Here is a 26,262-nt window from a genome sequence, read left to right on the forward strand (position 1 = left end):
TCCTCGCTTAGGGTCGTTGCGCCATCGGTCCACCGAGCCGGGGGAGCGTATCCGCGGGATGATTCCGAGCCTGACCGGCACCGCGTTCTTCGCCCTGCTCGTCGTCGCCTGCCTGCTGGCGGTCCTGGCGGCGCTGCTGCTGTGGACGAGGATCCCCGGCCCCGGCCCCGTGCGCTGGGCGGGCCGGCTCGCCCTGATCGTGCTGTGCCAGGCCACGGCCATCTGCGTGGTCGCGGTGTGGATCAACTCCAGCTACGGCCTGTACGCCTCGTGGGCCGACCTGATGGGCCGTACGAGCGAGTCCGGGCCCGTCGCGATGCCCGGCCCGCCGGCCGAGCGGGCGCGCTTCACGCGCGGCGACGGCGGCATGCGCGAGACGTACTTCCGCGGTGCGCACTCCCAGCTGTCCGGCCAGGTCATGGTCTGGACGCCCCCGCAGTACTCCGAGCCCGGCCACCGCCACACCGCCTTCCCCGTCGTGGTGCTGCTGCACGGCGTGCCCGGCTCGCCGCAGTCCTGGCTGGAGCAGGGGCGGATGCCGGGGGCGTACGAGCGGCTGCTCACGGAGGGCACCACCCGCCCGTTCATCCTCGCCGTGCCGATCATCAACCCCGGCGGCGTGGACACCGACTGCTCCGACGTGCCCGGCCGCAAGGTCGCCACCTGGCTCGCCGCCGACGTCCCCGAGCTGCTGCGCAAGCACTTCCGCACCGAGTCCGCCCCCGAGTCGTGGGGCCTGGTGGGCATCTCCACGGGCGGCTTCTGCGCGGCGAAGCTGCCGTTGCAGTACCCCCACGTCTTCGGGGCGGGCGCCGCCCTGGACCCCGACCCGCTCGACGGCGGGGGCGGCGCGATCGCCGACCCGGAGCTGCGCCGCCGCAACAGCCCGATGCACCTGGTGCGGCACAGCGACGCGGACGTGGCCCTGTTCCTGGCGACGTCACGGCAGGACCGCGACAGCCCGCCCCGCTACATCGAGGAGTTCCAGCGGGAGGCCGCGGACAGCGCGGTGCGGCTGAAGACGATGCTGCTGCCGACCGGGGGCCACAACTACGGGACGTGGATCAACCTCTACCCCGCGGCGTTCTCGTGGCTGGCCGAGCAGCTGGGAGGCGGGCCGGAGTAGCCGGCCCGCCCCGGGCCCGGATGCGCGTACGGGGGATCAGCCCTCGTCGCCCTCGTCCTGCGAGGCGGTGGGCGTCGGCTGCGGCGAGGGCTCCACCGCGGGCGCCTCCTTCGCCTTGTCCTCCTGCGCCTTGCGCTCGGCGTCCTTCTGCTTCTCCTGCTCGCTCTTGGGCTTGTCCGCGGTGTCCTGCGGGAAGGTCAGCTGCCGGCTCATCCACTCCAGCACCGGGCCGATCTCCCGGCGCCAGGTGGTGAAATGGTGGCTGCCCTCCGGCAGGATGATCGAGGAGGCGGACATCGGCGGCTTGACGGCCTTGAGGAACTTCTCCGTCTCGCCGTACTGCTTCTCGCCCTTCTTGCTGCTGGTCACCAGCACCGACACGCGCGGCGCGGGCAGGTTCTCCAGCCGCCAGATCAGGTCGTGCTCCTGCTGGTTGCGCTTGGCCTGCGGGCCGCTGCCGAAGAGGTTGCCGGTGGTCAGGTCGTTGCCGACCTTGTAGTCGCCGGACAGCGCGGCCGCGGCCGGGTAGATGCCCGGTTGACGCATCGCGAGCTCCAGGGCGCAGGTGCCGCCGGAGGAGTAGCCGAGCACGCCCCAGGCGCTGGGGTCGTGCCCGACGCGGTAGGTGCTCTTCAGGGCGTCGGGCAGGTCCTTGGTGAAGAAGGTCTCCGCCTGCGGCCCGTCGGGCACGTCCACGCACTCGGTGTCGCGCGGGGGCGCGATCGTCGGGCGGACCATGACGATGACGGTCGGCTGCATCCTGTTCTGGGCCAGCAGCCGGCCCGCCGTCTGCGGCACCTGCAGGTGCTGCGCCAGATTCGTGATCCCGCCGGGATAGCCGCTGATCACGACCATCACCGGAAAGCGCTGGCGGTCGTACTGCTTCTGGAAGTACTGCGGCGGGAGGTAGACGAAGGCCGGATTGATCGCCCGCGAGCGCTCCCCGACGATGTTGACCGACTGGACGCTGCCCACCTTCTCGGCCGGGCCCCGCGGAATTCCGCCTATCTTGTCCAGGCCCTGCGGGCCCGCCGGCTGCACCAGGCCGTTCTTCGACCCGGTGACGGTGGCGTACGGGCCGTTGCCGCCCATCTCGGTGACGTTGACCGGGGCCTTGTCGACGCGGCCGAGGAGCTGGTTCCAGGTGCCGAAGAAGCCGCCCCAGGAATTGACGGCCAGCGCCAGCGCCGACATGACCGCCAGCTGGGTCGTGGCGATGGCCGCGAGCCGGCCGAGCACCGGGCGCACGCCCCGGCCGGCCAGCCGGGGCCAGACCCACACGGTGAGCCCCACGCACAACACGGCGGCGAACACCACCGTGTACAGAAGCGACCTGCTGGTCAGGCCCATGCGGTTCCCACTTCCTGCCCCCTGCTGGGTCTCTCTCGTCCTCGTGTCCCGGTCCCGGTCCGGTCATACTCACCGATAAAGAAGCCGATTCGTACGGAGAGGGTTGCCCTTCGTCCATTTGTTGCACTGGTCTTGTCCTGCCCGTGTCCCGGTGTTCGCGCCGCCTTCCGCTGCCGTACGGCACTGGTCGAACGCCCCCTTCCGCTGGATGGTGGAGGGCATGACGTACCCGGCCCCGCGCCCCGGACCGTGCGCCAATCCCTACCTCAGCGGCCCCTACGCGCCGGTCCACGACGAGACCACCGCCGTCGACCTGCCCGTCACCGGCCGCCTGCCCGCCGCGCTGCGCGGCCGCTACCTGCGCAACGGCCCCAACCCGGTGCACGTCGACGACCCGGCCGGCCACCACTGGCTCAGCGGCGACGGCATGATCCACGGCGTCCGGCTGCGCGACGGGCGCGCCGAGTGGTACCGCAACCGCTGGGTGCGCTCCGACGCCGTGGCCGGGGCGCTGGGCGAGAAGCTGCTGCACGGGCCGCGCCACCTGGGCATGGACTTCGCGCCCAACACGCACGTGCAGTACTTCGCCGGGCACTGCCTGGCCCTGGTGGAGGGCGGCACCCTGCCGTACGAACTCGACCCGGAGCTGTACACCATCGGCCCGTTCGACTTCCACGGCACGCTGCCGGGCGGGCTGGCCGCGCACACCATCGTCGACCCGCGCTCGGGCGAACTGCACGCGGTGGCCTACTGCCCGGCCTGGCCGTACGTGCAGTACGTGGTCGCCGGCAGCGACGGCCGCGTACGGCGGTACGTGGACGTCCCCCTCGACGGGCGCCCGATGATGCACGACTTCTCGCTGACCGAGCACTACGTGCTGCTGTACGACCTGCCGGTGGTCTTCGCCCGCAACGGGCGCACCGGCGCGCACCACCCGGTGTGGGACCCGGACCGGCCCGCCCGGCTCGGGGTGCTGCCGCGCGACGGCGGGGCGGGCGAGGTGCGCTGGCTGGAGCTCGAACCCTGCTTCGTCCTGCACCAGATGAACGCCTACGAGCCGCCGGGCACGCGGCGGCTCGTCGTCCACCTCCTGCGCTACGAGCGCTGGTTCGACGCCTTCGACCCGCGCCGGCCCGCACCCGGGCAGCACGTCGCGCACCTGGAGCGCTGGACCGTCGAGCCGGCCCGCGGCACCGTGCACCGGACGCGCCTGGACGACCTGCCCGCCGAGTACCCGCGCATCGACCCCCGCCGGCTCACCGCCCACCACCGCTTCGGCTACGCGGTGCGCCAGCCGCTGCCGGGCCGGGGGCCGGGGCTGGTCAAGTACGACCTGGAGCGCGGGACGCGCGAGGAGTTCACCGTCCCGGAGGGCGGGGACGTCGGCGAGGGCGTCTTCGTGCCGGCGGCCCACGACGCCGCCGAGGACGACGGCTGGGTGCTGGCCTTCGCCCACGACCCGCAGCGCGGGGCCACGGACCTGCTCGTCCTGGCCGCCCGCGACCTCGCCGCCGGGCCGGTGGCCCGGGTGCACCTGCCGGTGCGGGTGCCGGTGGGCTTCCACGGCAACTGGATCCCGGATGCGTGCCCGTGAGCCCGCCCGTGATTCCCACCGGTGACCCCTGTCCGTGAACCCCGTCCCTGACCGCGTCCCTGACCCTGTCCGTGACCCTGTCCGCGACCCTGTCCGTGACACGACACGCGCGACGGCGTGTCGCGAGTGAACGCCCTGGACCGGGCTTGACCACTAGCCTTACGTATTCGTCAAGCAAACGGTCTTTTACGGGCATTACGGACAGCTAATAGGACGAAGGGCAACTTCCCCATGGGCATTCGGAGTCTGCTGCGCACCGCGTTCGGCCGGGCGGCCAGAGGGGGCGACCAGGACGAGGCGAGCCTGCCCCAGCAGAGCACGGGCCCCGGCGCCTGCGCGCCGGCGGTGCAGGAGGAGGCGCCGGGCGGCGCCGTCACGGTCCCCACCCAGCCGACCGCCGAGGAGTCCGACCGGGTCGGCACCCCCACCGTGCCCGACCCCGGCCCCCTCGGCCCCATCCCCACCCCCGGCCCCGCCCGGCCCGAGCCCCTCCCGGAGCCCGAACCCCAGCCCACCCCCATGCCCAGGCCCAAACCGGTGCCCGAACCCGAGCCGGCGCCGCGGCCCGACCCCCACCCCGTGCCCGAACCCCCGCCCGGCCCGGCCCCCGAGCCCTCCCCCGCGGGGGCCGCCGGCGCGGCGCTGGCCGCCGCCGGCCTCACCGGACAGCGGACCGCCGTCTACCTCGTCCTCGACCGCTCCGGCTCCATGCGGCCCTACTACAAGGACGGCACCGTCGCGCACCTCGCCGAACAGACCCTCGCCCTCGCCGGTCACCTCACCGACGGCGGCACCCTGCCGGTCGTCTTCTTCTCCACCGGCATCGACGGCACCGCCGAGCTGACGGCGGACAGCCACCGCGACCGCATCGCCGAGCTGCACGCCTCCTACGGGCACATGGGCCGCACCCACTACCACCTGGCCGTCGAGGCCGTCCTCGACCACTACCGCGCCTCGGGCACCACCGCCCCCGCCCTCGTCGTCTTCCAGACCGACGGCGCCCCCTCGAACCGGGCGGCCGCCGAGAAGGCCCTGTGCGAGGCGGCCGGCCTGCCGGTCTTCTGGCAGTTCGTGGGCTTCGGCGACCCGGAGGCGCGCGGCTTCGACTTCCTGCGCCGGCTGGACGACCTGACGGTGCCGGAGCGGCGGGCGGTCGACAACACGGGCTTCTTCCACGCGGGCCGCGAACCGCGGCTGCTGCCGCACGAGGAGCTCTACCGCGAGCTGCTGCTGGAGTTCCCCGGGTGGCTGGAGGAGGCCCGCGCGGCGGGCGTGCTGCGGTAGGCAGCGCCCGCAGGGAATGTCCTCGATCGCCGGACGGGCGCTCCCGGGCCCGTCCGGCCCCGCGGCGGTAGCGTGAAGGCGTGAGACGGGAGAAGGTCGCCCTCCACGGCGCCCCCGAGACGATGCTCGCCACCCTCTACGGTCGCGCCCTCGACAGCCGCGCGGCGCACCCGGTGCTGGGCGACGCCGAGGCCGCCCGCACCGTCCGCCTCATCGACTACGACTTCCGCCGCACCGGCGTCACCCGCACCGGCGCCGCCGTGATCGCCCTGCGGGCGCGGGTCCTCGACGAGTGGACCATCGCCTTCCTCTCCCGCCATCCGGCGGCGACCGTGCTGCACCTGGCCTGCGGCCTGGACGGCCGGGTCCGGCGCGTGGCCCCCGGCCCCGCCGTGTGCTGGGTGGACGTCGACTACCCCGAGGTCACCGCGGTGCGGGAGCGGCTGCTGCGACCGCCCGCAGGCGGCGACTACCGCCTGATCGGCTCCTCCGTCACCGACGGCGACTGGCTTCGGCAGGTACCGGCCGACCGGCCCACGGCCGTGGTGTTCGAGGGCCTGTCGATGTACCTGCACAAGGCGGACGGCGAGCGCCTGATCCGCAATCTCACCGCCCGCTTCCCCCGCGGGGAGCTGTTCTTCGACGCCTTCACCACCTTCGGCATCCGCCTGGAGGGGCTGATCCCGCCGGTCCGGCGCGCGGGGGCGACGCTGCACTGGGCCGTCGACGACCCCCGCGAGCCGCAGGCGTGGCACGAGGGGCTGCGCTGCCTCGACGTCGTACGCCTCTGCGAAGCGCCGGGGGCGGAAAGGCTGCCCCCGGCGGGGCGGTTGGGCCTGTGGGTGACGGCCCGCACGCCCGGTCTGCGCGACGCGTGGCGCCTGTTGCGCTACGCGTTCTGACGGTGCCGCGCGTGCGTCAGTCGCCGAACGGCAGGCGGCCGGGGCCCGGCTTCATGGTCTTCTCGACCAGGGGCGTCTGCAGCAGGTTGCCCTTGCCGTAGAGCTCCAGGGTGGCGCGGGCGGGCACGTTCGCGTCAACCAGGTCGTGCCACTCGGCGAGACCGGTGTGCTTCTTGCCGTCGCACTGCAGGTCGCCCTTGGTCTTGGTGGCCGTCAGGAAGACGGGCTTCCGGCCGGCCGGGGCGGACAGCAGGGTGACGTCCAGGCGCTCGGTGTCGGCGTTGCAGACGTAGTCGAAGGAGACGTCCAGGGAGGCGACGATGCCGTTGCCGGTGAAGATCTTCCTGACCTCGACGGACGGCGTACCGGTCGTACCGGCAGCGAGAGCGGCGGGGGCGGCTGCGCCCAGGGCGACGGCGGTCAGGACCGAGACACCGGCGGCTCGGAGGGTGGTGCGCTTCACGTGGGACAACTCCTCGAAAGGCGTATCCGGGGGACTCCCCCCGAATGGGACGCTTTCAGTGTACCTGTCAGCAACGCGTCAAATACTCTCCGTTACCGGCGGTAGGAAATGCCGCGCGGCCGGGCTCCGGTGCTCGGATACGCTAAAGGTGCACGTACGCCTGAAAAACACTGCGACCAGGGAGCAGCCGCAATGGCTCGACACCTCATCACCAGCGCCCTTCCGTACATCAACGGGATCAAGCACCTGGGCAACATGGTGGGGTCCATGCTTCCGGCGGACGTCTACGCGCGCTTCCTGCGGCAGACCGGCCGCGAGACGCTGTACATCTGCGCGACCGACGAGCACGGCACCCCCGCCGAGCTGGCGGCGAAGGACGCCGGGCTGCCGGTGGACACCTTCTGCGGGCAGCAGCACGACGTGCAGAAGGCGATCTACGACGGCTTCCACATCTCGTTCGACTACTTCGGCCGCAGCTCCTCGCCGGAGAACCGCGAGATCACCCAGCACTTCGCGCGTCAGCTGCAGAAGAACGGGTTCATCGAGGAGCGCGCGATCCGCCAGGTGTACTCGCTGGCCGACGGCCGCTTCCTGCCCGACCGGTACATCGTCGGCACCTGCCCGCACTGCGGCTACGACAAGGCGCGCGGCGACCAGTGCGAGAACTGCACCCGCGTGCTGGACCCGACCGACCTGATCGACGCCCGCTCGGCGATCAGCGGCAGCAGCGAGCTGGAGGTGCGCGAGACCAAGCACCTGTTCCTGCTGCAGTCGAAGCTGCAGGGCGAGGTCGAGGCGTGGATCGACGAGCACGGCAAGGACTGGCCGGTGCTGGCCTCCTCCATCGCCCGCAAGTGGCTGACGGAGGGCCTGAACGACCGGGCGATCACCCGTGACCTCGACTGGGGCGTGCCGGTCCCGGCGGACACCTGGCCGGAGCTGGCGGCCGAGGGCAAGGTCTTCTACGTGTGGTTCGACGCGCCCGTGGAGTACATCGGCGCGACGAAGGAGTGGGCCGACCAGGACCCGGCGAACCGCGACTGGAAGTCGTGGTGGTACGAGGCCGCCGACGTGCGCTACACGCAGTTCATGGCCAAGGACAACGTGCCCTTCCACACCGTGATGTTCCCGGCCACGGAGCTGGGCACCCGCGAGCCGTGGAAGAAGGTCGACTACGTCAAGGCCTTCAACTGGCTGACGTACTACGGCGGCAAGTTCTCCACCTCGCAGCAGCGCGGCATCTTCACCGACGCCGCACTGGAGCTGCTGCCGGCCGACTACTGGCGCTACTTCCTGATGGCGAACGCCCCGGAGTCGGACGACTCGTCCTTCACCTGGGAGCACTTCGCCGGCACGGTCAACAAGGACCTCGCCGACACCCTCGGCAACTTCGTCAACCGCGTGCTGTCCTTCTCGCGCAAGCGCTTCGGCGAGACGGTCCCGGCCGGCCTGGAGGAGGGCGAGGCCGAGGCCGAGCTGGGCCGCCAGGTCGCCGAGCTGCTCGCCGAGTACGAGCGGTACATGGAGGAGCTGCAGTTCCGCAAGGCCGCGCAGGCGCTGCGCGCCCTGTGGAGCGCGGGCAACTCCTACCTGGAGACCAAGGCCCCCTGGCTGGAGATCAAGACCGACCCCGAGGCCGCGGCGCTGACCCTGCGCACCGCGATGAACCTCATCCACCTCTACGCGGTGGTCTCCGAGCCGTTCATCCCCGCCTCGGCGGCGGCCATGCGCTCGGCGTTCGCGCTGCCGGAGGACTCGGCGGCCGCCACCGCGACGTGGGTGACGGCGGACGAGGCGAAGTCGCTGACGTTCGTCCCGGCGGGCACCGCGTTCAGCGTGCCGCCGGTGCTCTTCGCGAAGATCACCGAGGAGGACCTGGAGTCCTACCGCGAGCGCTTCGGCGCCGCCGACGAGGCGTAGAGCCCATCGCTGCGCGAGGGCCCCGGAACCGTGCGGTTCCGGGGCCCTCGCGCATGCGTTGATCCATCGGCAATCGTTCGTTGAGCGCCGCCCCGCACGCTGAAGGTGTCCTTTCGGCGTGATTGAGGAAGAGCAGTGTTCGCAGTGTTCGACGAAGGCATCACCGTAAGCGTCCACGGCGGCGACGAGCTGGGCCGGTACCGGGTCGTCCGGCAGCTGCGCGCCCTCGCGGGCATCGGCGTCGTCGAGGCGGACGACGGCATCGCGGCCGTGGACGTCCTCCTGCTGTCGCGGCACGACCCCGACGCCCCGGCCCGGCTGCGGGCGATGGTCCGCGCGAACCGCGCCCCGCTGCTCGTGGTGGCCGACGACCTGGGGCCGGCGGAGCTGATGGCGGTCGGGGAGTACGGCGTGCAGTCCGTGCTGTGGCGCGATCGGCTGACCCCGGGCCGGCTGGCGCGCGCCGTGCACAACGCGGCCGGCTGCTGCCCGAGAGTCCCGCTGCCCCTGGCCCTGGTGTGAGGCCGTCATGCCGAAGGCCGGCCGGGCTGCTGCCCGGCCGGCCTTCGGTGCACGTGCTGTGCGACTACTTCGTCGGCTTGTACGGGGTCGGCTTGGCCGCGCCCTTGTAGATGCTCAGGTGGAGCTCCTTCAGGCGGGCGTCGTCGACCTCGCTGGGGGCGCCCATGAGCAGGTCCTGGGCGTTGCCGTTGAGCGGGAAGGCGATGGTCTCGCGGATGTTGGGCTCGTCCGCCAGCAGCATCACGATGCGGTCGACGCCCGGGGCGATGCCGCCGTGCGGCGGGGCGCCGAACTTGAAGGCGCGCAGCATGCCGCCGAACTCGCGCTCGACGTCCTCGTTGCTGTAGCCGGCGATCTCGAACGCCTTGTACATGACGTCGGGCTCGTGGTTCCGGATGGCGCCGGAGGACAGCTCCACGCCGTTGCAGACGATGTCGTACTGCCAGGCGAGGATGTCCAGCGGGTCCATGGTCTGCAGGGCCTCGAGGCCACCCTGCGGCATGGAGAACGGGTTGTGCGAGAACTCGATCTGCCCGGTGTCCTCGTTCTTCTCGAACATCGGGAAGTCGACGATCCAGCAGAACCGGAAGACGTTCTCCTCGAACTGGCCGGCCCGCTTGGCGGCCTCGACGCGCACCGCGCCCATGATCTTGGAGACCTCGTCGAAGTCGCCCGCGCCGAAGAACACGGCGTGGCCGGCCTCCAGGCCGAGGCGCTCGGTGAGGGCCTTGACGTCGTCCTCGGTGAGGAACTTGGCGATCGGGCCGGACAGCGCACCGCCCTCGCCGACGCGGATCCAGGCCAGGCCCTTGGCGCCCTGCTCGACCGCGAAGTCGCCGAGGCCGTCGAAGAACTTGCGCGGCTGGTCCTGGACGGCCGGCACCGGCAGGGCCCGCACGTGCTTGCCGGCGAAGGCCTTGAACTCCGAGCCCGCGAAGACGTCGGAGACGTCGGCCAGCTCCAGCTTGGCGCGCAGGTCCGGCTTGTCGGAGCCGTACTTGAGCATCGCCTCGCGGAAGGGGATCCGCGGGAAGGGGGAGGTGACGTGGCGGCCGCCGCCGAACTCCTCGAAGAGCTCGGTCATGACCTTCTCGATCACCTGGAAGACGTCCTCCTGCTCGACGAAGGACATCTCCACGTCGAGCTGGTAGAACTCGCCCGGCGAACGGTCGGCGCGGGCGTCCTCGTCGCGGAAGCAAGGGGCGATCTGGAAGTAGCGGTCGAAGCCGGCGATCATCAGCAGCTGCTTGAACTGCTGCGGGGCCTGCGGCAGGGCGTAGAAGCGGCCGGCGTGCAGGCGCGAGGGCACCAGGAAGTCGCGCGCGCCCTCGGGGGAGGTGGCCGACAGGATCGGGGTGGCCAGCTCGTTGAAGCCGAGCGCGGTCATCTTCTCGCGCATGGCGCGGATGACGGCGGTGCGCAGCATGATGTTGCGGTGCATGCGCTCGCGGCGCAGGTCGAGGAAGCGGTACTCCAGACGGCGCTCCTCGTTCACCCCGTCCTCGGCGTTGATGGTGAAGGGGATCTGCTCGGCGGCGCCGAGCACCTCCACCTCGGCGACCTCGATCTCGATCTCGCCGGTGGGCAGGTCGGGGTTGACGTTGTCGGCGCCGCGGCTGACGACCTTGCCGTCGATGCGCACGACGGTCTCCTTGGTCAGGTGGCCGAGCGCCTCGTTGGCCGGGGTGCCGGGGCGCGCCACCAGCTGGACCAGGCCGTAGTGGTCACGCAGATCGATGAAGAGGATGCCGCCCAGGTCGCGCCGATTGTGCAGCCAGCCACTGAGCCGCACGTCGGTGCCGACGTCGGCCGCACGGAGCTCGCCGCAGGTGTGGGACCGGTAACGATGCATCGTTCATCCAAGTCGTGGTCGAAGGCGTGGAGTGTGCGCATACAGCACCAGGCAAGGGTACTGCCCCTCGCATACCATCAGTGGTCCGCTACGGCCATACCTGCCTAAAGTGGGGCAATGCGCACTGAGGACGTACTGGCCGCCGTCCAGACCGGCCTGTGGTACTGGGACACCGCCTCGCGCACCGTCACCTTCGACGCCGAAGGCGCCCGGCTCATGGGCCTGCCGCCCACCCGGGTGGAGCTGACCGAGTCCGGCGTCCGCGCCCGCTTCCACGCCGTGGACTGGGTGGAGGTCCAGGGCATCATCAGCCTCGCGGCCGCCGAGGGCACCCTCGCCGAGGCCCGGCTGCGGGTCGTGGACGAGGCGGGCCGGGTGCTGCGGACCGTGCGCAGCCGCACCCGGCCGTACGGCGTCGGGCCCGCGAGCCGCCTCGTCGGCACCATCGAAGAGGTACCCGCACCCCAGCCCGGCACCTCCGCCGCCCGCAGCACCGTCACCGGCGACTGGCGGCGCAACCGCGAAGCGTTCCTGCTGGACGCCGGCCGCGCGCTGGCCGAGGCCCGGTCCACCTCCGAGGTGCTGCGGGTCGCGGCCACCCTGTCGATGCCGGGCTTCGAACCCTCGGGCCTGGCCGTCTTCGTCGGCGAGGCCGGCCGGGTGAAGCTCATCGGGCAGCACGGCTACGCCCCCGGGGACATGGACGCCTTCATGGACCAGCCCATGGGGGCCGGCGCCCCGGCCGCCGAGGTCATCCGCACCGGCCGGGCCGTCTACCTGCCCTCGCCCGAGGACTACCGGCGCCGCTTCCCCGAGATCTACCCGCTGGTCGAGCGCTTCGGCCGCCGGTCCTGGGCGTTCCTGCCGATGATCAACGCCGGGCGGACCATCGGCGCCTGGATGGCCGGCTTCTCCGTCCCGGTCTCCTTCACCCCCGACGAGCGCTCGGTGCTCGCCACCGTCGCCCGGATGCTCGCCCAGGCGCTCGGGCGCGCCAGCGTGCACGAGTCCGAGCGCGAGCTCACCGTGGGCCTGCAGCGCACGATGATGCCCACCGTCCAGCCCGACATCCCCGGCATGACGGTGGCCGCCCGCTACGTGCCCACCGGCGGCGGGCTGGAGGTCGGCGGCGACTGGTACGACATGATCCCGCTGCCCGGCGGCGCCTCCGAGGACGGCGCCTCCACGGGCGGCCGGCTCGCCCTCGTCATCGGCGACGTCCAGGGCCACGACGTCCGGGCGGCAGGGCTCATGGGCCAGCTGCGCATCGCCCTGCGCGCCTACGCCTCCGAGGGCCACCACGCGGACGCCGTGCTCTCGCGCGCCTCGCGCTTCCTGGCCGGCATCAACGGCGCCGACGAGGACACCGCCGCGGACCCGCGCTTCGCCACCTGCCTGTACATCGAGGTCTACCCCAGCAGCGGACTGCTCGTCATCGCCCGGGCCGGCCACCCCGATCCGGCGATCCGGCTCAGCGACGGCACCCTGCTCGTACGCCCCACGGCCGGCGGACTGCCGCTGGGCATCGTGCCGGACACCGACTACCCCACGACACGGATCGTGCTGGAGCCCGGCGAGACCATGCTGGTGTGCACCGACGGGCTCATCGAGACCGGCGGCCACGACCTGGAGACCGGCTGGATGCGGCTGCGGCAGATCATCGAGGACCACGGCACCGGCCGCGACGGCGCCGAGGACCTCGAGCAGCTCGCCGACGACCTCGTCCAGGCCGTCCACGGCCCGCCCTCGCACTACACCACCGGCCCGCTCATCGACCGCCGCGAGGACGACATCGCCCTGCTGCTCCTGCGCCGCGACGTGCCCGAGGGCGCGGGCGCCGTGCCGCGCCCGCCCCGGCGCACGGTCATGTCCATCGCCCAGGCCGAGCCGGAGCGCATCGCCGAGGCCCGCCACCAGGTGCGCGAACTGCTGTACGACTGGCCGGACGAGGAGCAGCGCGACTCGGCGGTGCTGATGGTCTCCGAACTCATCACCAACGTGCTCGTGCACACCGACGGCGACGCCCTGCTGATCGCCGAGATGACCGGCGCCCCCGGCACCCGCTGCCTGCGCGTGAGCGTCGCCGACGCCAGCGACGAACTCCCCCACCGCCGCCACCCCGGCGAGATGGCCTCCTCCGGCCGCGGCCTGGTCCTGCTCGAACTCCTGGCCGGCGCGTGGGGCGTGGACCCCCAGGGCGCGGGCAAGAGCATCTGGTTCGAGCTGTACGAGGCCGCGGCCGCGGCGGAGGCCCGGTTCGAGGCGGTGACGTAGCACTGACGTAGCACTGCGTTTCCGGAGCGTCAGGCGAAGGTGGTCGTCCAGCCCTCCTGCCGGGCCTGCTCACCGGTGTACGCGACGCCGTGCACCTTGAGCCCCGCCGGGTCGAGCAGGCTGACCGCTCCCCCGTCCCGGCCGAGGCGGAACCCGTCCCCGGCCGGCACGGCGACGGTGCCGCCGGGCGCGAGGGCGCGGACGGGCAGCGGCAGGAGGTGTCCCCGGCCGTCGGTGAGCCGCCAGCCGCCCAGGTCGAGGGTCTGCGGCGAGGCGTTCAGCAGCGTGACGGACTCGCCGTCGGGCCCCGGACCGGCCGCGGCGAAGCGGGCCCCGACGATGCGCAGCGGCACCTCCCGCGCACGGACGCGGTGCGGCGCCGGAAGGGCGTGCCCGGTGGTGTCGTCGGTGTGCCAGGCCTGCGACTGGAAGGCGAGGAAGACGCCCACCCAGCGGTTCTCGGCCGGGACGTGGAAGAGCAGTCCGCCGTCCTGCCACACGCCGTCGTCCGGGACGAAGTCCGGGGCGAGGTTGCCCTGGTTCATGTGGACGTCGTGGACGCCCTGCCCGGCCCCGTGGCGGCGGGCGAACAGCTTCCGCAGGCCGTGGGCCGGACCGGGCCTGGGGAAGCGCTCGCCGAAGACGTAGACGGCGATCGTCTGGTCGGCCACGGCGCGCTGCACGTAGTGGTCGAGGAAGTCGGAGAGGTCGTTGTCGACGCCGGGGAGGTCCGGCGGCAGCGGCCGCATGTGGGACGGGTCGAACAGGTTGGCACGGACGTAGTCGAGGGCGCCCGTGCCGGCGTGCGAGTCGAGCGGCTTGAAGCCGCTGCCGGCCGCCGGCAGGAGCCCCGTCACCGGGTGGCGGAAATCGTCGTCCGCCAGGTACAGCACCTCGGACGGGGGCTCCTTGGAGCGGACGTTCACCGGGGCCCGGTAGTGGGCGCCGGTGCTGTCGACGAGGGAGATCTGGTAGTGCGGCGTGTCCCCGGTGCGCTCGGGATGGCCGCCGGTGGCCCGGGCCGCCAGCACGCCGTAGGGGTGGATCGTCATGGCCGGAACCTCCGTTCCTGGCGCGAACATGCCCCCTTTCCACCGTGCCCCCGGCAGGGGCACGGCACCACTCGGCTCAGGCCGCCGGGATCGTGCCCAGCCGTCCGGCCTGGAAGTCCTCGAAGGCCTGGGCCAGCTCGGCGTGGGTGTTCATCACGAACGGCCCGTAGTGCATCATCGGCTCGCGGATCGGCAGGCCGCCGAGCAGGACCACCTCGAAGTTCTCCGTGCGGGTCTCCTGGGCGGCGTCGGCGCGGACGACGAGGGTGTCGCCCTCGCCGAAGACGACCGCCTGCCCCATCCGGAACGGGCGGCCCTCGGTGCCGGCCGAGCCGTGGCCGGCCAGGCCGTAGGCGAGCGCGTTGAAGTCGGGGCGCCAGGGCAGCGTCAGCTGCGCGCCGGGGCTCAGGGACGCGTGGATCATCGTGATCGGCGTGTGCGTCGCGCCCGGGCCCGCGTGGCCCGCGACGTCGCCCGCGATCAGGCGGACGAGCGCGCCGCCGTCCTCGGAGGCGAGCAGCCTGACGCTGCCGCCGCGGATGTCCTGGTACTTCGGCGCGATCATCTTGTCGGCGGCCGGCAGGTTGACCCACAGCTGGAGGCCGTGGAACAGCCCGCCGCTGATCACCAGGTCCTCGGGCGGGGTCTCGATGTGCAGCAGGCCGGAGCCGGCGGTCATCCACTGGGTGTCGCCGTCGGTGATCACGCCACCGCCGCCGTGGGAGTCCCGGTGGATGAAGGTGCCGTCGATGATGTAGGTGACGGTCTCGAAGCCGCGGTGCGGGTGCCAGGGGGTGCCCTTGGGCTCGCCGGCCGCGTAGTCCACCTCGCCCATCTGATCCATCATGATGAACGGGTCGAGGTGGCGGTACGGGATCCCCGCGAAGGCGCGGCGGACGGGGAAGCCCTCGCCCTCGAAGCCGCTGGGCGCGGTGGCGACGTGCACCACGGGACGCGGGGCGCCGCCGGCGGGCGCGGTGACGCGCGGCAGGGCCAGCGGGTTGGTTGCGGTGACTGCGGGCATGGTGGCCTCCTCGGTCGTACCCCCAATTTAGTTGAATCCTTAACAACAGGCAAGGGCGACACATTCCTGCCCCGTCCTCCGTCCGGCGGGTTCCCCCGGAAGGAGGCACACTTGATCAATGCGCTCCCGTCTCAGAGCCCGCGGCGGCCTCGCCGTCGCCGCCATCGCGCTGGTCCTGGCCGCCGTCGCCCTGCTCGTGGCGCACCGCGGTTTGGCCACGGACGCACCGCTGGCGGCCGGGGACGGCAAGGGGCACTACGCCCAGCCCCGGCAGGTCGCCGAGCGGAGCGCGCAGCGCATGAAGGAGGCCGTGCACGAGGGCGGCCAGCGCCCGCTGGGCGCCCCGCAGGCGGCCGCCACCGAGGACGGCGCGGCGGCCGAGGCCGCCCCCTCGCCGGCGGTCGGCCCGCTGTTCTACACGGCCCAGGACGAACCGGTGCATGGCTGCACCGCGAGCGTCGTCCACAGCGCGGCCGGCGACCTGGTGGTCACCGCGGCGCACTGCGTGTACATGGACGGCTTCCGCACGGACCTGGCCTTCGTCCCCGGCTACGACCGGGGCGCGGCGCCGTACGGGGTGTGGGTGCCCCGGTCGATCGACGTGGCCCCGGAGTGGACCGAGGACCGCGACCCCGACTACGACGTGGCCTTCTTGAGGATGGAGCCCGCCGAGGGCGACGGCTCACTCGAACGGGCGACCGGCGCGGCCCGCATCCGCTTCGACCCGCCGGCGCGGGGCCCGGCCCGGGTGGTGGGCTACCCCAACGACGGGGAGCGGCCGGTGGCCTGCCGCGGCACGACGCAGGCCGAGGGCGCGACGCAGCTGCGGTTCGACTGCGAGGGCCTGCTCAACGGCACCAGCGGCAGCCCGTTCCTGGCGGACGACGGCGCGACGCTGGTGGGCGTGCTGGGCGGCAAGGACGAGGGCGGCGACGAGGAGACCTCGTACAGCACGTACTTCGGCGACGCGGTGGCGCGTTTGTACCGCCGCGCCACGGAGGGATGAAAACGGGTGAAGCAGCCTCAGCCATACATCCGGCGCATGGCGAAGTCCACCATCTGCTCGACGGACTTCGCGTCGAAGACGATGCGATGGTCCCCCTCCATGTCGAGGACGAAGCCGTACCCGGTCGGCAGCAGGTCGAGCACCTCGGCGCCGGTGATCACGAAGTACTTCGACTCCTTGCCCGCGTAGCGCCGCAGCTCCTTGAGCGAGGTGAACATCGGGATCACCGGCTGCTGGGTGTTGTGCAGGGCGAGGAAGCCGGGGTTGTCGCCGCGCGGGCAGTAGACCTTGGAGCCGGAGAAGACGGTCTGGAAGTCCTCGGCGGACATCTGGCCGGTGGTGAAGGCGCGCACGGCGTCGGCGAGGGAAGGGGGCGACGGCTCGGGGTAGAGCGGCTGCTCGCCGTAGCCGCCCGGCTGCTGCGGAGGCGCGTAACCCTGCTGTGCCGCGGTCTGGTCGTAGCCGTACATGGCCCAAAGCGTAAAGGGTCACAGTTGGTCGATCGGGTCTTGCATCTTATTACCGGCGGGTAGCATCATGCTGCTTACTGACCGGTACGCACAGAGGAACGCCCTCCCGTCACCTACGGAGCCGTCTGTCATGGGCCACTACAAGTCGAATCTTCGCGACATCGAGTTCAACCTCTTCGAGGTCCTCGGCCGCGACAAGCTGTACGGCACCGGTCCCTTCGGGGAGATGGACGTCGAGACGGCGAAGAGCATCCTGTCGGAGATCACGCGCCTTTCCGAGAACGAGCTGGCCGAGTCCTTCGCCGACGCCGACCGCAACCCCCCGGTCTTCGACCCGGAGACCAACACCGCCCCCGTCCCCGAGACGTTCAAGAAGAGCTACCAGGCGTACATGGACGCCGAGTGGTGGCGCCTGGGCATCCCGGAGGAGATCGGCGGCACCACCGCCCCGCGCTCGCTGATCTGGGCGTACGCCGAGTCCATCCTCGGCTCGAACCCCGCCATCTGGATGTACTCCTCGGGCCCGGCCTTCGCCGGCATCCTCTTCGAGGAGGGCAACGAGCAGCAGAAGCACATCGCCAAGCTCGCCACCGAGAAGCAGTGGGGCTCCACCATGGTCCTCACCGAGCCGGACGCCGGCTCGGACGTGGGCGCCGGCCGCACCAAGGCCGTGCAGCAGGAGGACGGCTCCTGGCACATCACCGGCGTCAAGCGCTTCATCACCTCCGGTGAGCACGACATGGCGGAGAACATCCTCCACTACGTCCTCGCCCGCCCCGAGGGCCACGGCCCGGGCACCAAGGGCCTGTCCCTCTTCCTCGTGCCGAAGTACGAGTTCGACTTCGAGACCGGCGAGCTGGGCGAGCGCAACGGCGTCTACGCCACCAACGTCGAGCACAAGATGGGCCTGAAGGCCTCCAACACGTGCGAGATGACCTTCGGCGACAAGCACCCCGCCAAGGGCTGGCTCATCGGCGACAAGCACGACGGCATCCGCCAGATGTTCCGCATCATCGAGTTCGCCCGCATGATGGTCGGCACGAAGGCGATCGCCACCCTCTCCACCGGTTACCTCAACGCGCTGGAGTACGCCAAGGAGCGCGTGCAGGGCACCGACCTGGCGCACTTCATGGACAAGACCGCGCCCAAGGTCACCATCACCCACCACCCCGACGTGCGCCGCTCCCTGATGACGCAGAAGGCGTACGCGGAGGGCATGCGCGCCCTCGTGCTGTACACCGCCGCCGTCCAGGACGAGATCCAGGTCAAGGAGGCCGCGGGCGAGGACGCCAAGGCCCTGCACGGCCTGAACGACCTGCTCCTGCCGATCGTCAAGGGCTACGGCTCGGAGAAGTCCTACGAGCAGCTCGCCCAGTCCCTGCAGACCTTCGGTGGCTCCGGCTACCTGCAGGAGTACCCGATCGAGCAGTACATCCGCGACTCCAAGATCGACACGCTCTACGAGGGCACCACCGCCATCCAGGGCCAGGACTTCTTCTTCCGCAAGATCGTCCGCGACCAGGGCCAGGCCATGACCACCCTGTCCGAGGAGATCAAGAAGTTCCTGGCCGAGGCCCCCGGCGGCGAGGAGCTCGCCGAGGCCCGCGAGAAGCTCGCCAAGGCCGCCGTCGACCTGGAGGGCATCGTCGGCGCCATGCTGACCGACCTCGCCGCCACCGAGCAGGACGTGAAGTCCATCTACAAGGTGGGCCTGAACACCACCCGTCTGCTGATGGCCTCCGGTGACGTCGTCGTCGGCTACCTGCTGCTGCGCGGCGCCGCCGTGGCCGCCGAGAAGCTGCCGACCGCCTCCGCCAAGGACAAGGCGTTCTACACCGGCAAGATCGCCGCGGCGAGGTTCTTCGCCGACACCGTCCTGCCGGGCGTGGCCACCGAGCGCGTCCTCGCCGAGACCGTCGACCGGTCCCTGATGGAGCTGGACGAGGCCGCCTTCTAAGGCGCCCCCACCGATGGATTCACGGGCAGGAGCCGGGCCCCCGAAAGGGCAGCCCGGCTCTTGCCCCCATCTTTATGCTGCTGGCATGAGCTCTGCGCACCGCTTCGACCGCGGCCACACCGACGACCTGATGTCCTTCCTCGCCGCCAGTCCCTCCCCGTACCACGCGGTGGCCACCACCGCCGAGCGGCTGCAGAAGGCCGGCTTCCGCGAGGTCGCCGAGACCGACGCCTGGGACGGGCAGGCCGGCGGGAAGTTCGTGCGGCGCGGCGGCGCGATCATCGCCTGGTACGTGCCGGAAGGCGCCACCCCCGCCTCCCCGTTCCGCATCGTCGGCGCGCACACCGACTCACCGAACCTGCGCGTCAAGCCGCTGCCCGACACCGGTGCGCACGGCTGGCGGCAGGTGGCCGTGGAGCTCTACGGCGGCACCCTGCTCAACACCTGGCTCGACCGCGACCTGGGCCTGTCCGGGCGGCTGACGCTGCGCGACGGCAGCCACCGGCTCGTGGTCGTCGACCGCCCGCTGCTGCGCGTGCCGCAGCTGGCCATCCACCTCGACCGGGGCGTCAACCAGGACGGCCTGAAACTGGACAAGCAGCGCCACATGACGCCCATCTGGGGCCTGGGCGACGTCCACGAGGGCGACCTGATCCGCTTCGTCGCCGAGGAGGCCGGCCTGGCCGCCGACGAGGTGGCCGGCTGGGACCTGATGACGCACAGCGTCGAGGCGCCCGCCTACCTCGGCCGCGACCGCGAGCTGCTCGCCGGCCCGCGCATGGACAACCTCCTGTCCGTGCACGCCGGCGTCGCCGCCCTCACCACCGCCGCCACCTCCGCCAGCCTGCCCTCCATCCCCGTGCTGGCCGCCTTCGACCACGAGGAGAACGGCAGCCAGTCCGACACCGGCGCCGAGGGCCCGCTGCTGGGCACCGTGCTGGAACGGTCCGTCCTCGCCCGCGGCGGCACGTACGAGGACCGCGCCCGCGCCTTCGCCGGCACCGTGTGCCTGTCCTCCGACACCGGCCACGCCGTCCACCCCAACTACGCCGAGCGCCACGACCCCGGCCACCACCCCATGCCCAACGGCGGCCCGATCCTCAAGGTCAACGTCAACCAGCGCTACGCCACCGACGGCCACGGACGAGCCCTCTTCGCCGCGGCGTGCGAGCGCGCGGGCGTGCCCTGGCAGCACTTCGTCTCCAACAACTCCATGCCCTGCGGCACCACCATCGGCCCCATCACCGCAGCGCGGCACGGCATCACCACCGTCGACATCGGCGTGGCGATCCTCTCCATGCACTCCGCCCGCGAGCTGTGCGGCTCCGACGACCCGCACCTCCTGGCTTCCGCACTGACCGCCTTCCTGGAAGGCTGAGCCCACACACATCCGCCACCCGCACCGTTCCCACTCCCCCGGGGGAAGCACCATGACCACCCGCACCCTGCGGATCGCCGTCGCCGCCCTCACGACCGCGGCCGCCCTCACCCTGACCGCCTGCGGCGGCGGCTCGGACTCCGGGAGCGGCCAGGCCGAGGACGAGCAGCAGGCCGCCGCCACCGGCAGCCCGTCCGCCGCCCCGGAGCCGCAGACGCTCGCCGGGGACGAGGGCGGCGGCGAGGGCGGGGAGGACGACGGCGAGGCCGGCACCACGGTCGACGACAAGGCGGGGGAGAAGGGCGACGCCTGCGGCCCCGGGACGGTCAAGGTCGAGGTCAAGGCCGTGAGCTCGCCGGCCCACCACGTGGTGCTGGTGGCCACCAACACCTCCGACGCCGCCTGCGTCGCCTACGGCTTCCCCTTCCTGCGCTTCGACCAGGACCAGGCGACGGTGGGCGTCGAGGAGAAGAGCCGGACGCAGGGCAGGCTCACCCTCGCCCCCGGCAAGTCCGCCTACGCCGGGGTGCTCGCCTCCGCCGCGGACGGCTCCGGCGGCAGCGGCCACGACGCCGAGCAGATCTCGGTCGGCTTCCAGACCCCGGCCGGCGAGCCGCTGTCCAGCGAGCCCGCCCACCCCGACCTGCCCGGCGGCACCCTCCGCGTCGACGACACCGCCCGCACGACGTACTGGCAGCCGGACGAGGCCTCCGCCCTGAAGTGGTGAGCCCTCAAGTGGTGAGCCCCGGCATGGGCGCGACCGGGCCGGGTAGCCGCACCAGTGCCCGGCCGGTCACCACCGGCGAGCCGATCGCATGGGAGGCTTCCGCATGGGCATGGGATGGTGCGTCGCCCTGATAGCCGTGGGCGGCATCCTCACGTTCGCCGTCGACTGGCACGTCGACGGGGTCAACCTGCCGCTCGTGGGCCTGATGCTGATGGCCGCGGGCATCCTGGGCCTCGCCGCCTACATCAGCATCTTCAAACGCCGCCGGACGCAGCCACCGCCCCCGGCCGCGCCCGTCGTCGAGGAGGACCACCGCTTCGTGCGGTGACGCTCCGCTGCGTGCGGGGCGGCGCCCCCGCCGCGCCGGCGGTGCGCACGGCCGGCGCAGCCGGACCGGCCTCGGGGTGGTGCGTCGACTGCGGGCCGTCGCGGGCCGATCGCGCAGTTCCCCGCGCCCCTATGGGGCGCCCCATAGGGGCGCGGGGAACTGCGCGACAAGCCACGACGCGCCCGCAGACGGGTGCCGTGCCGCGCCCCGTAGGGGCCCCGCCTCAGCCGTCCAGTCCCGCCAGCACCAGCGGCAGCCGCTCCGCGCCGCCCGGCACCACCCGCACCGGCACGCCCCAGTCCTGCTGGTGGACGTGGCACGCCGGGTACTCGTTGGCCGGGTCGTCGTCACAGGACGCCGCCATCGCCGAGACGTGCAGCACCCCCTCGGCCACCCCGTCGGCCAGCACCAGCTCGCGGCGCAGATCGCTGCCCTGGCCGGCACCCTCCGCCAGCAGCTCCGGCGGCGTCGAGCTCACCAGCAGCCGCGTGGACGGCCCGTAGCGCGTGTCCAGCTTCTGCCCGGCCGGGGCCTGGAAGACCACGTCCAGCAGCAGCTTCCCGCCGGCGACCGCCGTCGCCTCCCGCTGCGTGCGGTGCGCCACCGCCTCCACCCGTACGGCCTCCTCGGGCAGCCGCAGCCGCGTCAGCCGGTGCCGGGCGGACTCCACGACGACGATGTCGTCGTCGACGAGCACCGCGTCGGAGGGCTCGCGCAGATCCGTGGCCAGCGTGGTGACCTCGCCCGCGGCCGGGTCGTAGCGGCGCAGCGCGTGGTTGTAGGTGTCGCAGACGGCCACCGAGCCGTCGGGCAGGGCGGTCACGCCCAGCGGGTGCTGCAGCAGCGCCTGGCCGGCCGCGCCGTCCCGGTGCCCGAAGTCGAACAGCCCGGTGCCCACCGCGGTGCGCACCGCGTAGCCCTCGCCGTCCTTCTCGATCCAGCGCAGGGCGGACGTCTCGGAGTCGGCGACCCACAGCCGCTCGCCGGCCGCCGCGAGCCCGGAGGGCTGGGCGAACCACGCCTGCCCGGCGGGCCCGTCCACCAGGCCCTCGTTGGTCGTACCGGCGGCGACGGCGACGGTGCCGGCGGCCGGGTCGTACGTCCACAGCTGGTGGACACCGGCCATCGCGATCCACACGCGGCCGTCGAACCAGGCCACGTCCCACGGCGAGGACAGGTCCACCTCGCGGGCCGGGCCGTCGGTCGGCGACCCCTGCCACCACTGCCGTCCGGTACCGGCGACGGTGGCGACGAGGCCGGTGGCCGGGTCGTACGTGCGCAGGGCGTGGTTGACGGTGTCGGCGACGACGACCGTGCCGTCGGGCAGCAGCGCCAGCCCCTGCGGCTCGCTGAAGCGCGCCGCCTCGGCCGGCCCGTCGGCCAGGCCCCGCTCACCACTGCCGATGCGGCGCACCACACTCTCCCCGTCGGGCGCGAGCTCGACCAGCGCGTGCCGCGTGGAGTCGGAGACGAGCAGGTTGCCGCCGGGCAGCACCAGCGCCTTGCCGGGGAACCGCAGATCGCCCGCGACCGGCTCGGGCGCCACGTACGGCCCGTCGCCGCGCCGCAGCGTGCCCTTGGCCCCGTGCTCGGCCTCCAGCTCCTCGACCAGGCGCGCGATCGCGTGCGCGTGCCCCTCCCCGGCGTGCTGGGCGACCACGTACCCCTCGGGGTCGACCACCACGAGCGTGGGCCAGGCCCGCACGGCGTACTGCTTCCACGTCGCGAGCTCGGGGTCGTCGAGCACGGGGTGGTGCACCTGGTAGCGCTCGACGGCGTCGACGACCGACCGGTGGTCGGCCTCGTGCACGAACTTCGGCGAGTGCACACCGACGACGACCACGGTGTCCCGGTGCTTCTCCTCCAGCTCGCGCAGCTCGTCGAGGACGTGCAGGCAGTTGATGCAGCAGAAGGTCCAAAAATCCAAGATCACGATCTTGCCGCGCAGCCCGGCGAGCGTCAGCTGCTCGCCTCCCGTGTTGAGCCAGCCGCCCTTTCCGGTCAGCTCGGGGGCACGGACGCGGGCACGACGCGGGGCGGGGGAGGCAGCGTTCATGTCACCAGGGTGCCATCCGTTGATGAACGGAGGATCACAGCGGTTTGTCCTCGGCTCGTCCACGGCTCGTCCACGGCCGGGAGCGTTCCACATGGCGGACAGGGGCTCATCACGCATCTGTGTTGTATCTATGCTGTGCGCATGCCGAGCGCCCCCGCCGTCCAGACCAGACGTCCCCCCGCCGCCGAGCGCGTCTACGCGCACGTCAAGGACGCCGTACTGCAGCGGCGTTACGAAGGGGGCACGCTCCTCACCGAAGGCGACCTGGCCGAGGAGGTCGGGGTCTCGCGCACGCCCGTGCGGGAGGCGTTGCTGCGGCTGGAGGGCGAGGGGCTGCTCAAGCTCTACCCCAAGAAGGGGGCGCTCGTGCTGGCCGTGTCGGCGCAGGAGATCGCGGACGTGGTGGAGACGCGGCTGCTGGTGGAGAAGCACGCGGTGGCCAAGGCCGTGCCGGCGCCGCCGGAGCTGCTGAGGCGGCTGGAGCGGCTGGTGGCGGACATGCGGCGGCAGGCCGCGGCCGGCGACCTGGCCGCCGTCTCGCACAGCGACCGCGCCTTCCACGCCGAGATCGTGCGCAACGCCGGCAACCGCATCCTGGCCGGGCTGTACGAGCAGTTGCGCGACCGCCAGCTGCGCATGGGCGTGGCCGTGATGCACGCCCACCCCGACCGGATCGCCAAGAACATCGCCGAGCACACCGAGATCCTCGAAGCGCTGCGCGCGGGGGACTCCGACGCGGCGACCGCCGTCGTCGACCGGCACATCGGCTGGGTGCGCAACCTCGCGCGCGGGGAAGAGCGGTGAGCCGGGCCGCCGACCCGCCCGGTGGCCGCCGGGCGGTCTTCGTGTGGGGCATCGGCGTCGCCGTCTACTTCGTCGCCATCACCTTCCGCACGAGCCTGGGCGTCGCGGGCATCGACGCGGCGGCGCGCTTCCACATCAACGCCTCGGCGCTGTCGACGTTCTCCATACTCCAGTTGCTGGTCTACGCGGGCATGCAGATACCCGTCGGCCTGATGGTGGACCGGCTGGGCACCAAGAAGGTGCTGGCGCTGGGCACGGTGCTGTTCACCGTGGGGCAGCTGGGGTTCGCGCTCTCGCACGCGTACGCCATGGCGCTGGCCTGCCGGGCGCTGCTGGGCTGCGGGGACGCCATGACGTTCATCAGCGTGCTGCGGCTGGGGGCGCGCTGGTTCCCCGCCCGTACCGGGCCGCTGATCGCGCAGGTCGCCGCGCTGTTCGGGATGGCCGGCAACCTCGTCTCCACGCTCGTGCTGGCCCGGCTGCTGCACGACGAGGGCTGGACGGCGACGTTCACGGGCAGTGCGGCGGCGGGGCTGCTCGTGCTCGTCCTGCTGCTGGTCTTCCTCGAGGACCACCCCGCAGGCCATGCCCCGGCCCCCGGTGCGCGCCCCGGGCACGGCGGCGTCGGGCGGCAGATCGCCGGCGCGTGGCGGGAGCCGGGCACCCGGCTGGGGATGTGGGTGCACTTCACCACGCAGTTCCCGGCGATGGTCTTCCTGCTGCTGTGGGGCATGCCGTTCCTGGTCGAGGACCAGCATCTGACGCGCGGCACGGCCGGCTCGCTGCTGACGCTGGTGGTGCTGGCCAACATGGCCGTCGGCCTCGTCTACGGGCAGGTCGTCGCCCGCCACCACGCGGCGCGGCTGCCGCTGGCCCTCGGCACGCTCGGTGCCACCGCCCTGATGTGGACGGCGGTGCTGTGCTGGCCGGGCCGGGCGCCGATGGCGCTGCTGGTGGCGCTGTGCGTGGTGCTGGGGGCCTGCGGTCCGGCGTCGATGATCGGCTTCGACTTCGCCCGGCCCGCCAATCCGCCCGAGCGCCAGGGCACCGCCTCCGGCATCGTGAACATGGGCGGTTTCATCGCCTCGATCACCACCCTGCTGGCAGTGGGTCTGCTGCTGGACGCCACCGGCGACGACTTCCGCACGGCGTTCGCCTCGGTCTTCGTGCTGCAGGCCCTGGGCCTGACGCAGATCCTCCGGTTGCGCGGGCGGGCACGGCGGCGCGAGCGGGAGCGGATCGTGGCCTCGCGCGTGGAGACCGTGCACGTGCCCGTGCCGCACAGCGGCACCACCAACTGACCGCGGCGGACGTGGCCTCAGGGAGTGACGGCGAAGGAGTGCAGGATGCGCCGGGCCAGCTCCTCGTCGCCCTCGGTCTTGATGCTGCCGGCCACCGCCTCGGGACGCACCCGGCCGCAGGCCAGGCGGGCGTACGTCTCCCAGTCCAGGCCGAGCGTCAGGGTCGGCCCGAGCGAGACGCGGGTGTCGACGGTCGCCTTGCCCTGCGGGCCGACCCGTACGGTCCGCAGGAACTCCAGCGGGCCGTGCACGTCGAAGACGACGACCGTGCCGGCGGGCGCGCCGGCGTCCCGGGCGACGACGGTGGGCAGGGCCTCCAGCAGGACGTCGCGGCTGATGGCGGCGGCGGGCGAGTCGAGGTTGCCGGGGACGCCCAGGGCGCGGCGCAGGTCCTGTTCGTGCGCCCACACGTCGAACGCCCGCATGGTCAGGGTGCGTTCGAGCGTGCGCTCGGTGCCGCTGCCCAGCGGCCAGCGCACGGTGGCCTGCGGCGAGCGGTGCTCGCCGCGCAGCTGCCGCGAGCGCCGGATGATGGTCAGCTCCAGCTCGGAGGTCATCTCCAGCGCGGTGTGGCAGCGCCGCACATCGACCTGCACCTCGATGTAGCGGCTGAACTCGTCGGTGACGTGGCGCAGATCGCGCGGCAGGGTGTGGATGGGCCGTGGTTCGCCCAGCATTTCGCACTCGACGCCGATGATGTGCGAGACGACGTCGCGCACCGACCAGCCGGGGCACTCGGTGGCCCGGTTCCAGTCGCTCTCGGCGAGGGGCTTGACCAACTCGTTGACGGATTCGACGGAATGGGTCCAGGCGTCGATCGCGGGCTGCAGACTGGGGTGGACTGTCACGGGCGGTTCCCTCGGCGGTGCTGG

General features: G+C 72.4%; 22 protein-coding genes. 14 read left to right on the forward strand and 8 right to left on the reverse strand.

Features of this window, described 5'->3' with window-relative positions:
• The first annotated feature begins 58 nt into the window (after positions 1-58).
• Positions 59-1,126: an alpha/beta hydrolase gene (locus ABD361_RS02305; RefSeq protein WP_344432921.1), complete on the forward strand. Its 1,068-nt coding sequence runs from the start codon at positions 59-61 to the stop codon at positions 1,124-1,126.
• Between the two features lie 36 nt (positions 1,127-1,162).
• Here the strand turns inward: ABD361_RS02305 and ABD361_RS02310 are convergent, their stop codons facing one another.
• The gene (locus tag ABD361_RS02310) at positions 1,163-2,476 is read right to left on the reverse strand and encodes an alpha/beta hydrolase (RefSeq protein WP_344432922.1); all 1,314 of its coding nucleotides are present in this window, start codon (positions 2,474-2,476) and stop codon (positions 1,163-1,165) included.
• 220 nt (positions 2,477-2,696) lie between these two features.
• Here ABD361_RS02310 and ABD361_RS02315 point away from each other — a divergent pair, with 220 nt between their 5' ends.
• The 3 genes from ABD361_RS02315 to ABD361_RS02325 all read left to right on the forward strand — a co-directional run bounded on the left by ABD361_RS02315 (position 2,697) and on the right by ABD361_RS02325 (position 6,256).
• A complete protein-coding gene (locus ABD361_RS02315) occupies positions 2,697-4,070 on the forward strand; it encodes a carotenoid oxygenase family protein (RefSeq protein ID WP_344432923.1) in 1,374 nt (457 codons plus the stop codon).
• Between the two features lie 231 nt (positions 4,071-4,301).
• Entirely contained in the window at positions 4,302-5,354 is a 1,053-nt protein-coding gene (locus tag ABD361_RS02320; RefSeq protein ID WP_344432924.1) for a VWA domain-containing protein, read from the forward strand.
• 80 nt (positions 5,355-5,434) lie between these two features.
• A complete protein-coding gene (locus tag ABD361_RS02325) occupies positions 5,435-6,256 on the forward strand; it encodes a class I SAM-dependent methyltransferase (RefSeq protein ID WP_344432925.1) in 822 nt (273 codons plus the stop codon).
• A gap of 16 nt (positions 6,257-6,272) precedes the next feature.
• Here ABD361_RS02325 and ABD361_RS02330 read toward each other — a convergent pair whose 3' ends face one another.
• On the reverse strand, positions 6,273-6,719 hold the full coding sequence (locus tag ABD361_RS02330; protein ID WP_344432926.1) for a hypothetical protein: 447 nt from the start codon (positions 6,717-6,719) through the stop codon (positions 6,273-6,275).
• A 192-nt stretch (positions 6,720-6,911) separates the two neighbouring features.
• Here ABD361_RS02330 and metG point away from each other — a divergent pair, with 192 nt between their 5' ends.
• Together metG and ABD361_RS02340 are read left to right on the forward strand one after the other, a co-directional pair.
• The gene (gene metG / locus ABD361_RS02335) at positions 6,912-8,639 is read left to right on the forward strand and encodes a methionine--tRNA ligase (protein WP_344432927.1); all 1,728 of its coding nucleotides are present in this window, start codon (positions 6,912-6,914) and stop codon (positions 8,637-8,639) included.
• A 135-nt stretch (positions 8,640-8,774) separates the two neighbouring features.
• A complete protein-coding gene (locus tag ABD361_RS02340) occupies positions 8,775-9,161 on the forward strand; it encodes a DNA-binding response regulator (protein WP_344432928.1) in 387 nt (128 codons plus the stop codon).
• 64 nt (positions 9,162-9,225) lie between these two features.
• On the opposite strand, the gene aspS is transcribed toward ABD361_RS02340, so the two are convergent.
• Positions 9,226-11,013: an aspartate--tRNA ligase gene (gene aspS / locus ABD361_RS02345; protein WP_344432929.1), complete on the reverse strand. Its 1,788-nt coding sequence runs from the start codon at positions 11,011-11,013 to the stop codon at positions 9,226-9,228.
• Between the two features lie 117 nt (positions 11,014-11,130).
• Here aspS and ABD361_RS02350 point away from each other — a divergent pair, with 117 nt between their 5' ends.
• Positions 11,131-13,287, forward strand: coding sequence for an ATP-binding SpoIIE family protein phosphatase (locus tag ABD361_RS02350; RefSeq protein WP_344432931.1), 2,157 nt, complete (start codon positions 11,131-11,133; stop codon positions 13,285-13,287).
• A 29-nt stretch (positions 13,288-13,316) separates the two neighbouring features.
• Here ABD361_RS02350 and ABD361_RS02355 read toward each other — a convergent pair whose 3' ends face one another.
• Together ABD361_RS02355 and ABD361_RS02360 are read right to left on the reverse strand one after the other, a co-directional pair.
• A complete protein-coding gene (locus ABD361_RS02355) occupies positions 13,317-14,339 on the reverse strand; it encodes a DUF2278 family protein (protein ID WP_344432932.1) in 1,023 nt (340 codons plus the stop codon).
• 76 nt (positions 14,340-14,415) lie between these two features.
• A complete protein-coding gene (locus tag ABD361_RS02360) occupies positions 14,416-15,363 on the reverse strand; it encodes a pirin family protein (protein ID WP_344432933.1) in 948 nt (315 codons plus the stop codon).
• A gap of 118 nt (positions 15,364-15,481) precedes the next feature.
• Between ABD361_RS02360 and ABD361_RS02365 the strand changes: the two genes are divergently transcribed.
• Positions 15,482-16,369, forward strand: a complete 888-nt coding sequence (locus ABD361_RS02365) for a trypsin-like serine peptidase (RefSeq protein WP_344432934.1) — start codon at positions 15,482-15,484, stop codon at positions 16,367-16,369.
• Positions 16,370-16,386: 17 nt separating this feature from the next.
• On the opposite strand, the gene ABD361_RS02370 is transcribed toward ABD361_RS02365, so the two are convergent.
• The gene (locus ABD361_RS02370) at positions 16,387-16,839 is read right to left on the reverse strand and encodes an SseB family protein (RefSeq protein WP_344432935.1); all 453 of its coding nucleotides are present in this window, start codon (positions 16,837-16,839) and stop codon (positions 16,387-16,389) included.
• Positions 16,840-16,969: 130 nt separating this feature from the next.
• Between ABD361_RS02370 and ABD361_RS02375 the strand changes: the two genes are divergently transcribed.
• The 4 genes from ABD361_RS02375 (at position 16,970) to ABD361_RS02390 (ending at position 21,229) form a co-directional block, all read left to right on the forward strand.
• Positions 16,970-18,796 (forward strand): acyl-CoA dehydrogenase, encoded by a 1,827-nt coding sequence (locus ABD361_RS02375; protein WP_344432936.1) that lies wholly within the window; start codon positions 16,970-16,972, stop codon positions 18,794-18,796.
• An 85-nt stretch (positions 18,797-18,881) separates the two neighbouring features.
• A complete protein-coding gene (locus tag ABD361_RS02380) occupies positions 18,882-20,174 on the forward strand; it encodes a M18 family aminopeptidase (RefSeq protein ID WP_344432937.1) in 1,293 nt (430 codons plus the stop codon).
• Between the two features lie 52 nt (positions 20,175-20,226).
• Entirely contained in the window at positions 20,227-20,901 is a 675-nt protein-coding gene (locus ABD361_RS02385) for a DUF4232 domain-containing protein (protein WP_344432938.1), read from the forward strand.
• Between the two features lie 103 nt (positions 20,902-21,004).
• Complete coding sequence (locus ABD361_RS02390) at positions 21,005-21,229, forward strand: DUF6458 family protein (protein ID WP_344433266.1); 225 nt, start codon at positions 21,005-21,007, stop codon at positions 21,227-21,229.
• 223 nt (positions 21,230-21,452) lie between these two features.
• On the opposite strand, the gene ABD361_RS02395 is transcribed toward ABD361_RS02390, so the two are convergent.
• The gene (locus ABD361_RS02395) at positions 21,453-23,285 is read right to left on the reverse strand and encodes an NHL domain-containing thioredoxin family protein (protein WP_344432939.1); all 1,833 of its coding nucleotides are present in this window, start codon (positions 23,283-23,285) and stop codon (positions 21,453-21,455) included.
• Between the two features lie 141 nt (positions 23,286-23,426).
• Here ABD361_RS02395 and ABD361_RS02400 point away from each other — a divergent pair, with 141 nt between their 5' ends.
• Positions 23,427-24,089: a GntR family transcriptional regulator gene (locus tag ABD361_RS02400; RefSeq protein ID WP_344432940.1), complete on the forward strand. Its 663-nt coding sequence runs from the start codon at positions 23,427-23,429 to the stop codon at positions 24,087-24,089.
• Positions 24,086-25,390 (forward strand): MFS transporter, encoded by a 1,305-nt coding sequence (locus ABD361_RS02405; protein WP_344432941.1) that lies wholly within the window; start codon positions 24,086-24,088, stop codon positions 25,388-25,390. The genes ABD361_RS02400 and ABD361_RS02405 overlap by 4 nt, the downstream gene beginning before the upstream one ends.
• Positions 25,391-25,407: 17 nt before the next feature.
• Here the strand turns inward: ABD361_RS02405 and ABD361_RS02410 are convergent, their stop codons facing one another.
• Positions 25,408-26,238: a maleylpyruvate isomerase family mycothiol-dependent enzyme gene (locus tag ABD361_RS02410; RefSeq protein ID WP_344432942.1), complete on the reverse strand. Its 831-nt coding sequence runs from the start codon at positions 26,236-26,238 to the stop codon at positions 25,408-25,410.
• Between the last annotated feature and the right edge of the window lie 24 nt (positions 26,239-26,262).

Origin of the sequence: Streptomyces luteosporeus, assembly GCF_039532865.1 — a bacterium.
GTDB lineage: Bacteria > Actinomycetota > Actinomycetes > Streptomycetales > Streptomycetaceae > Streptomyces > Streptomyces luteosporeus.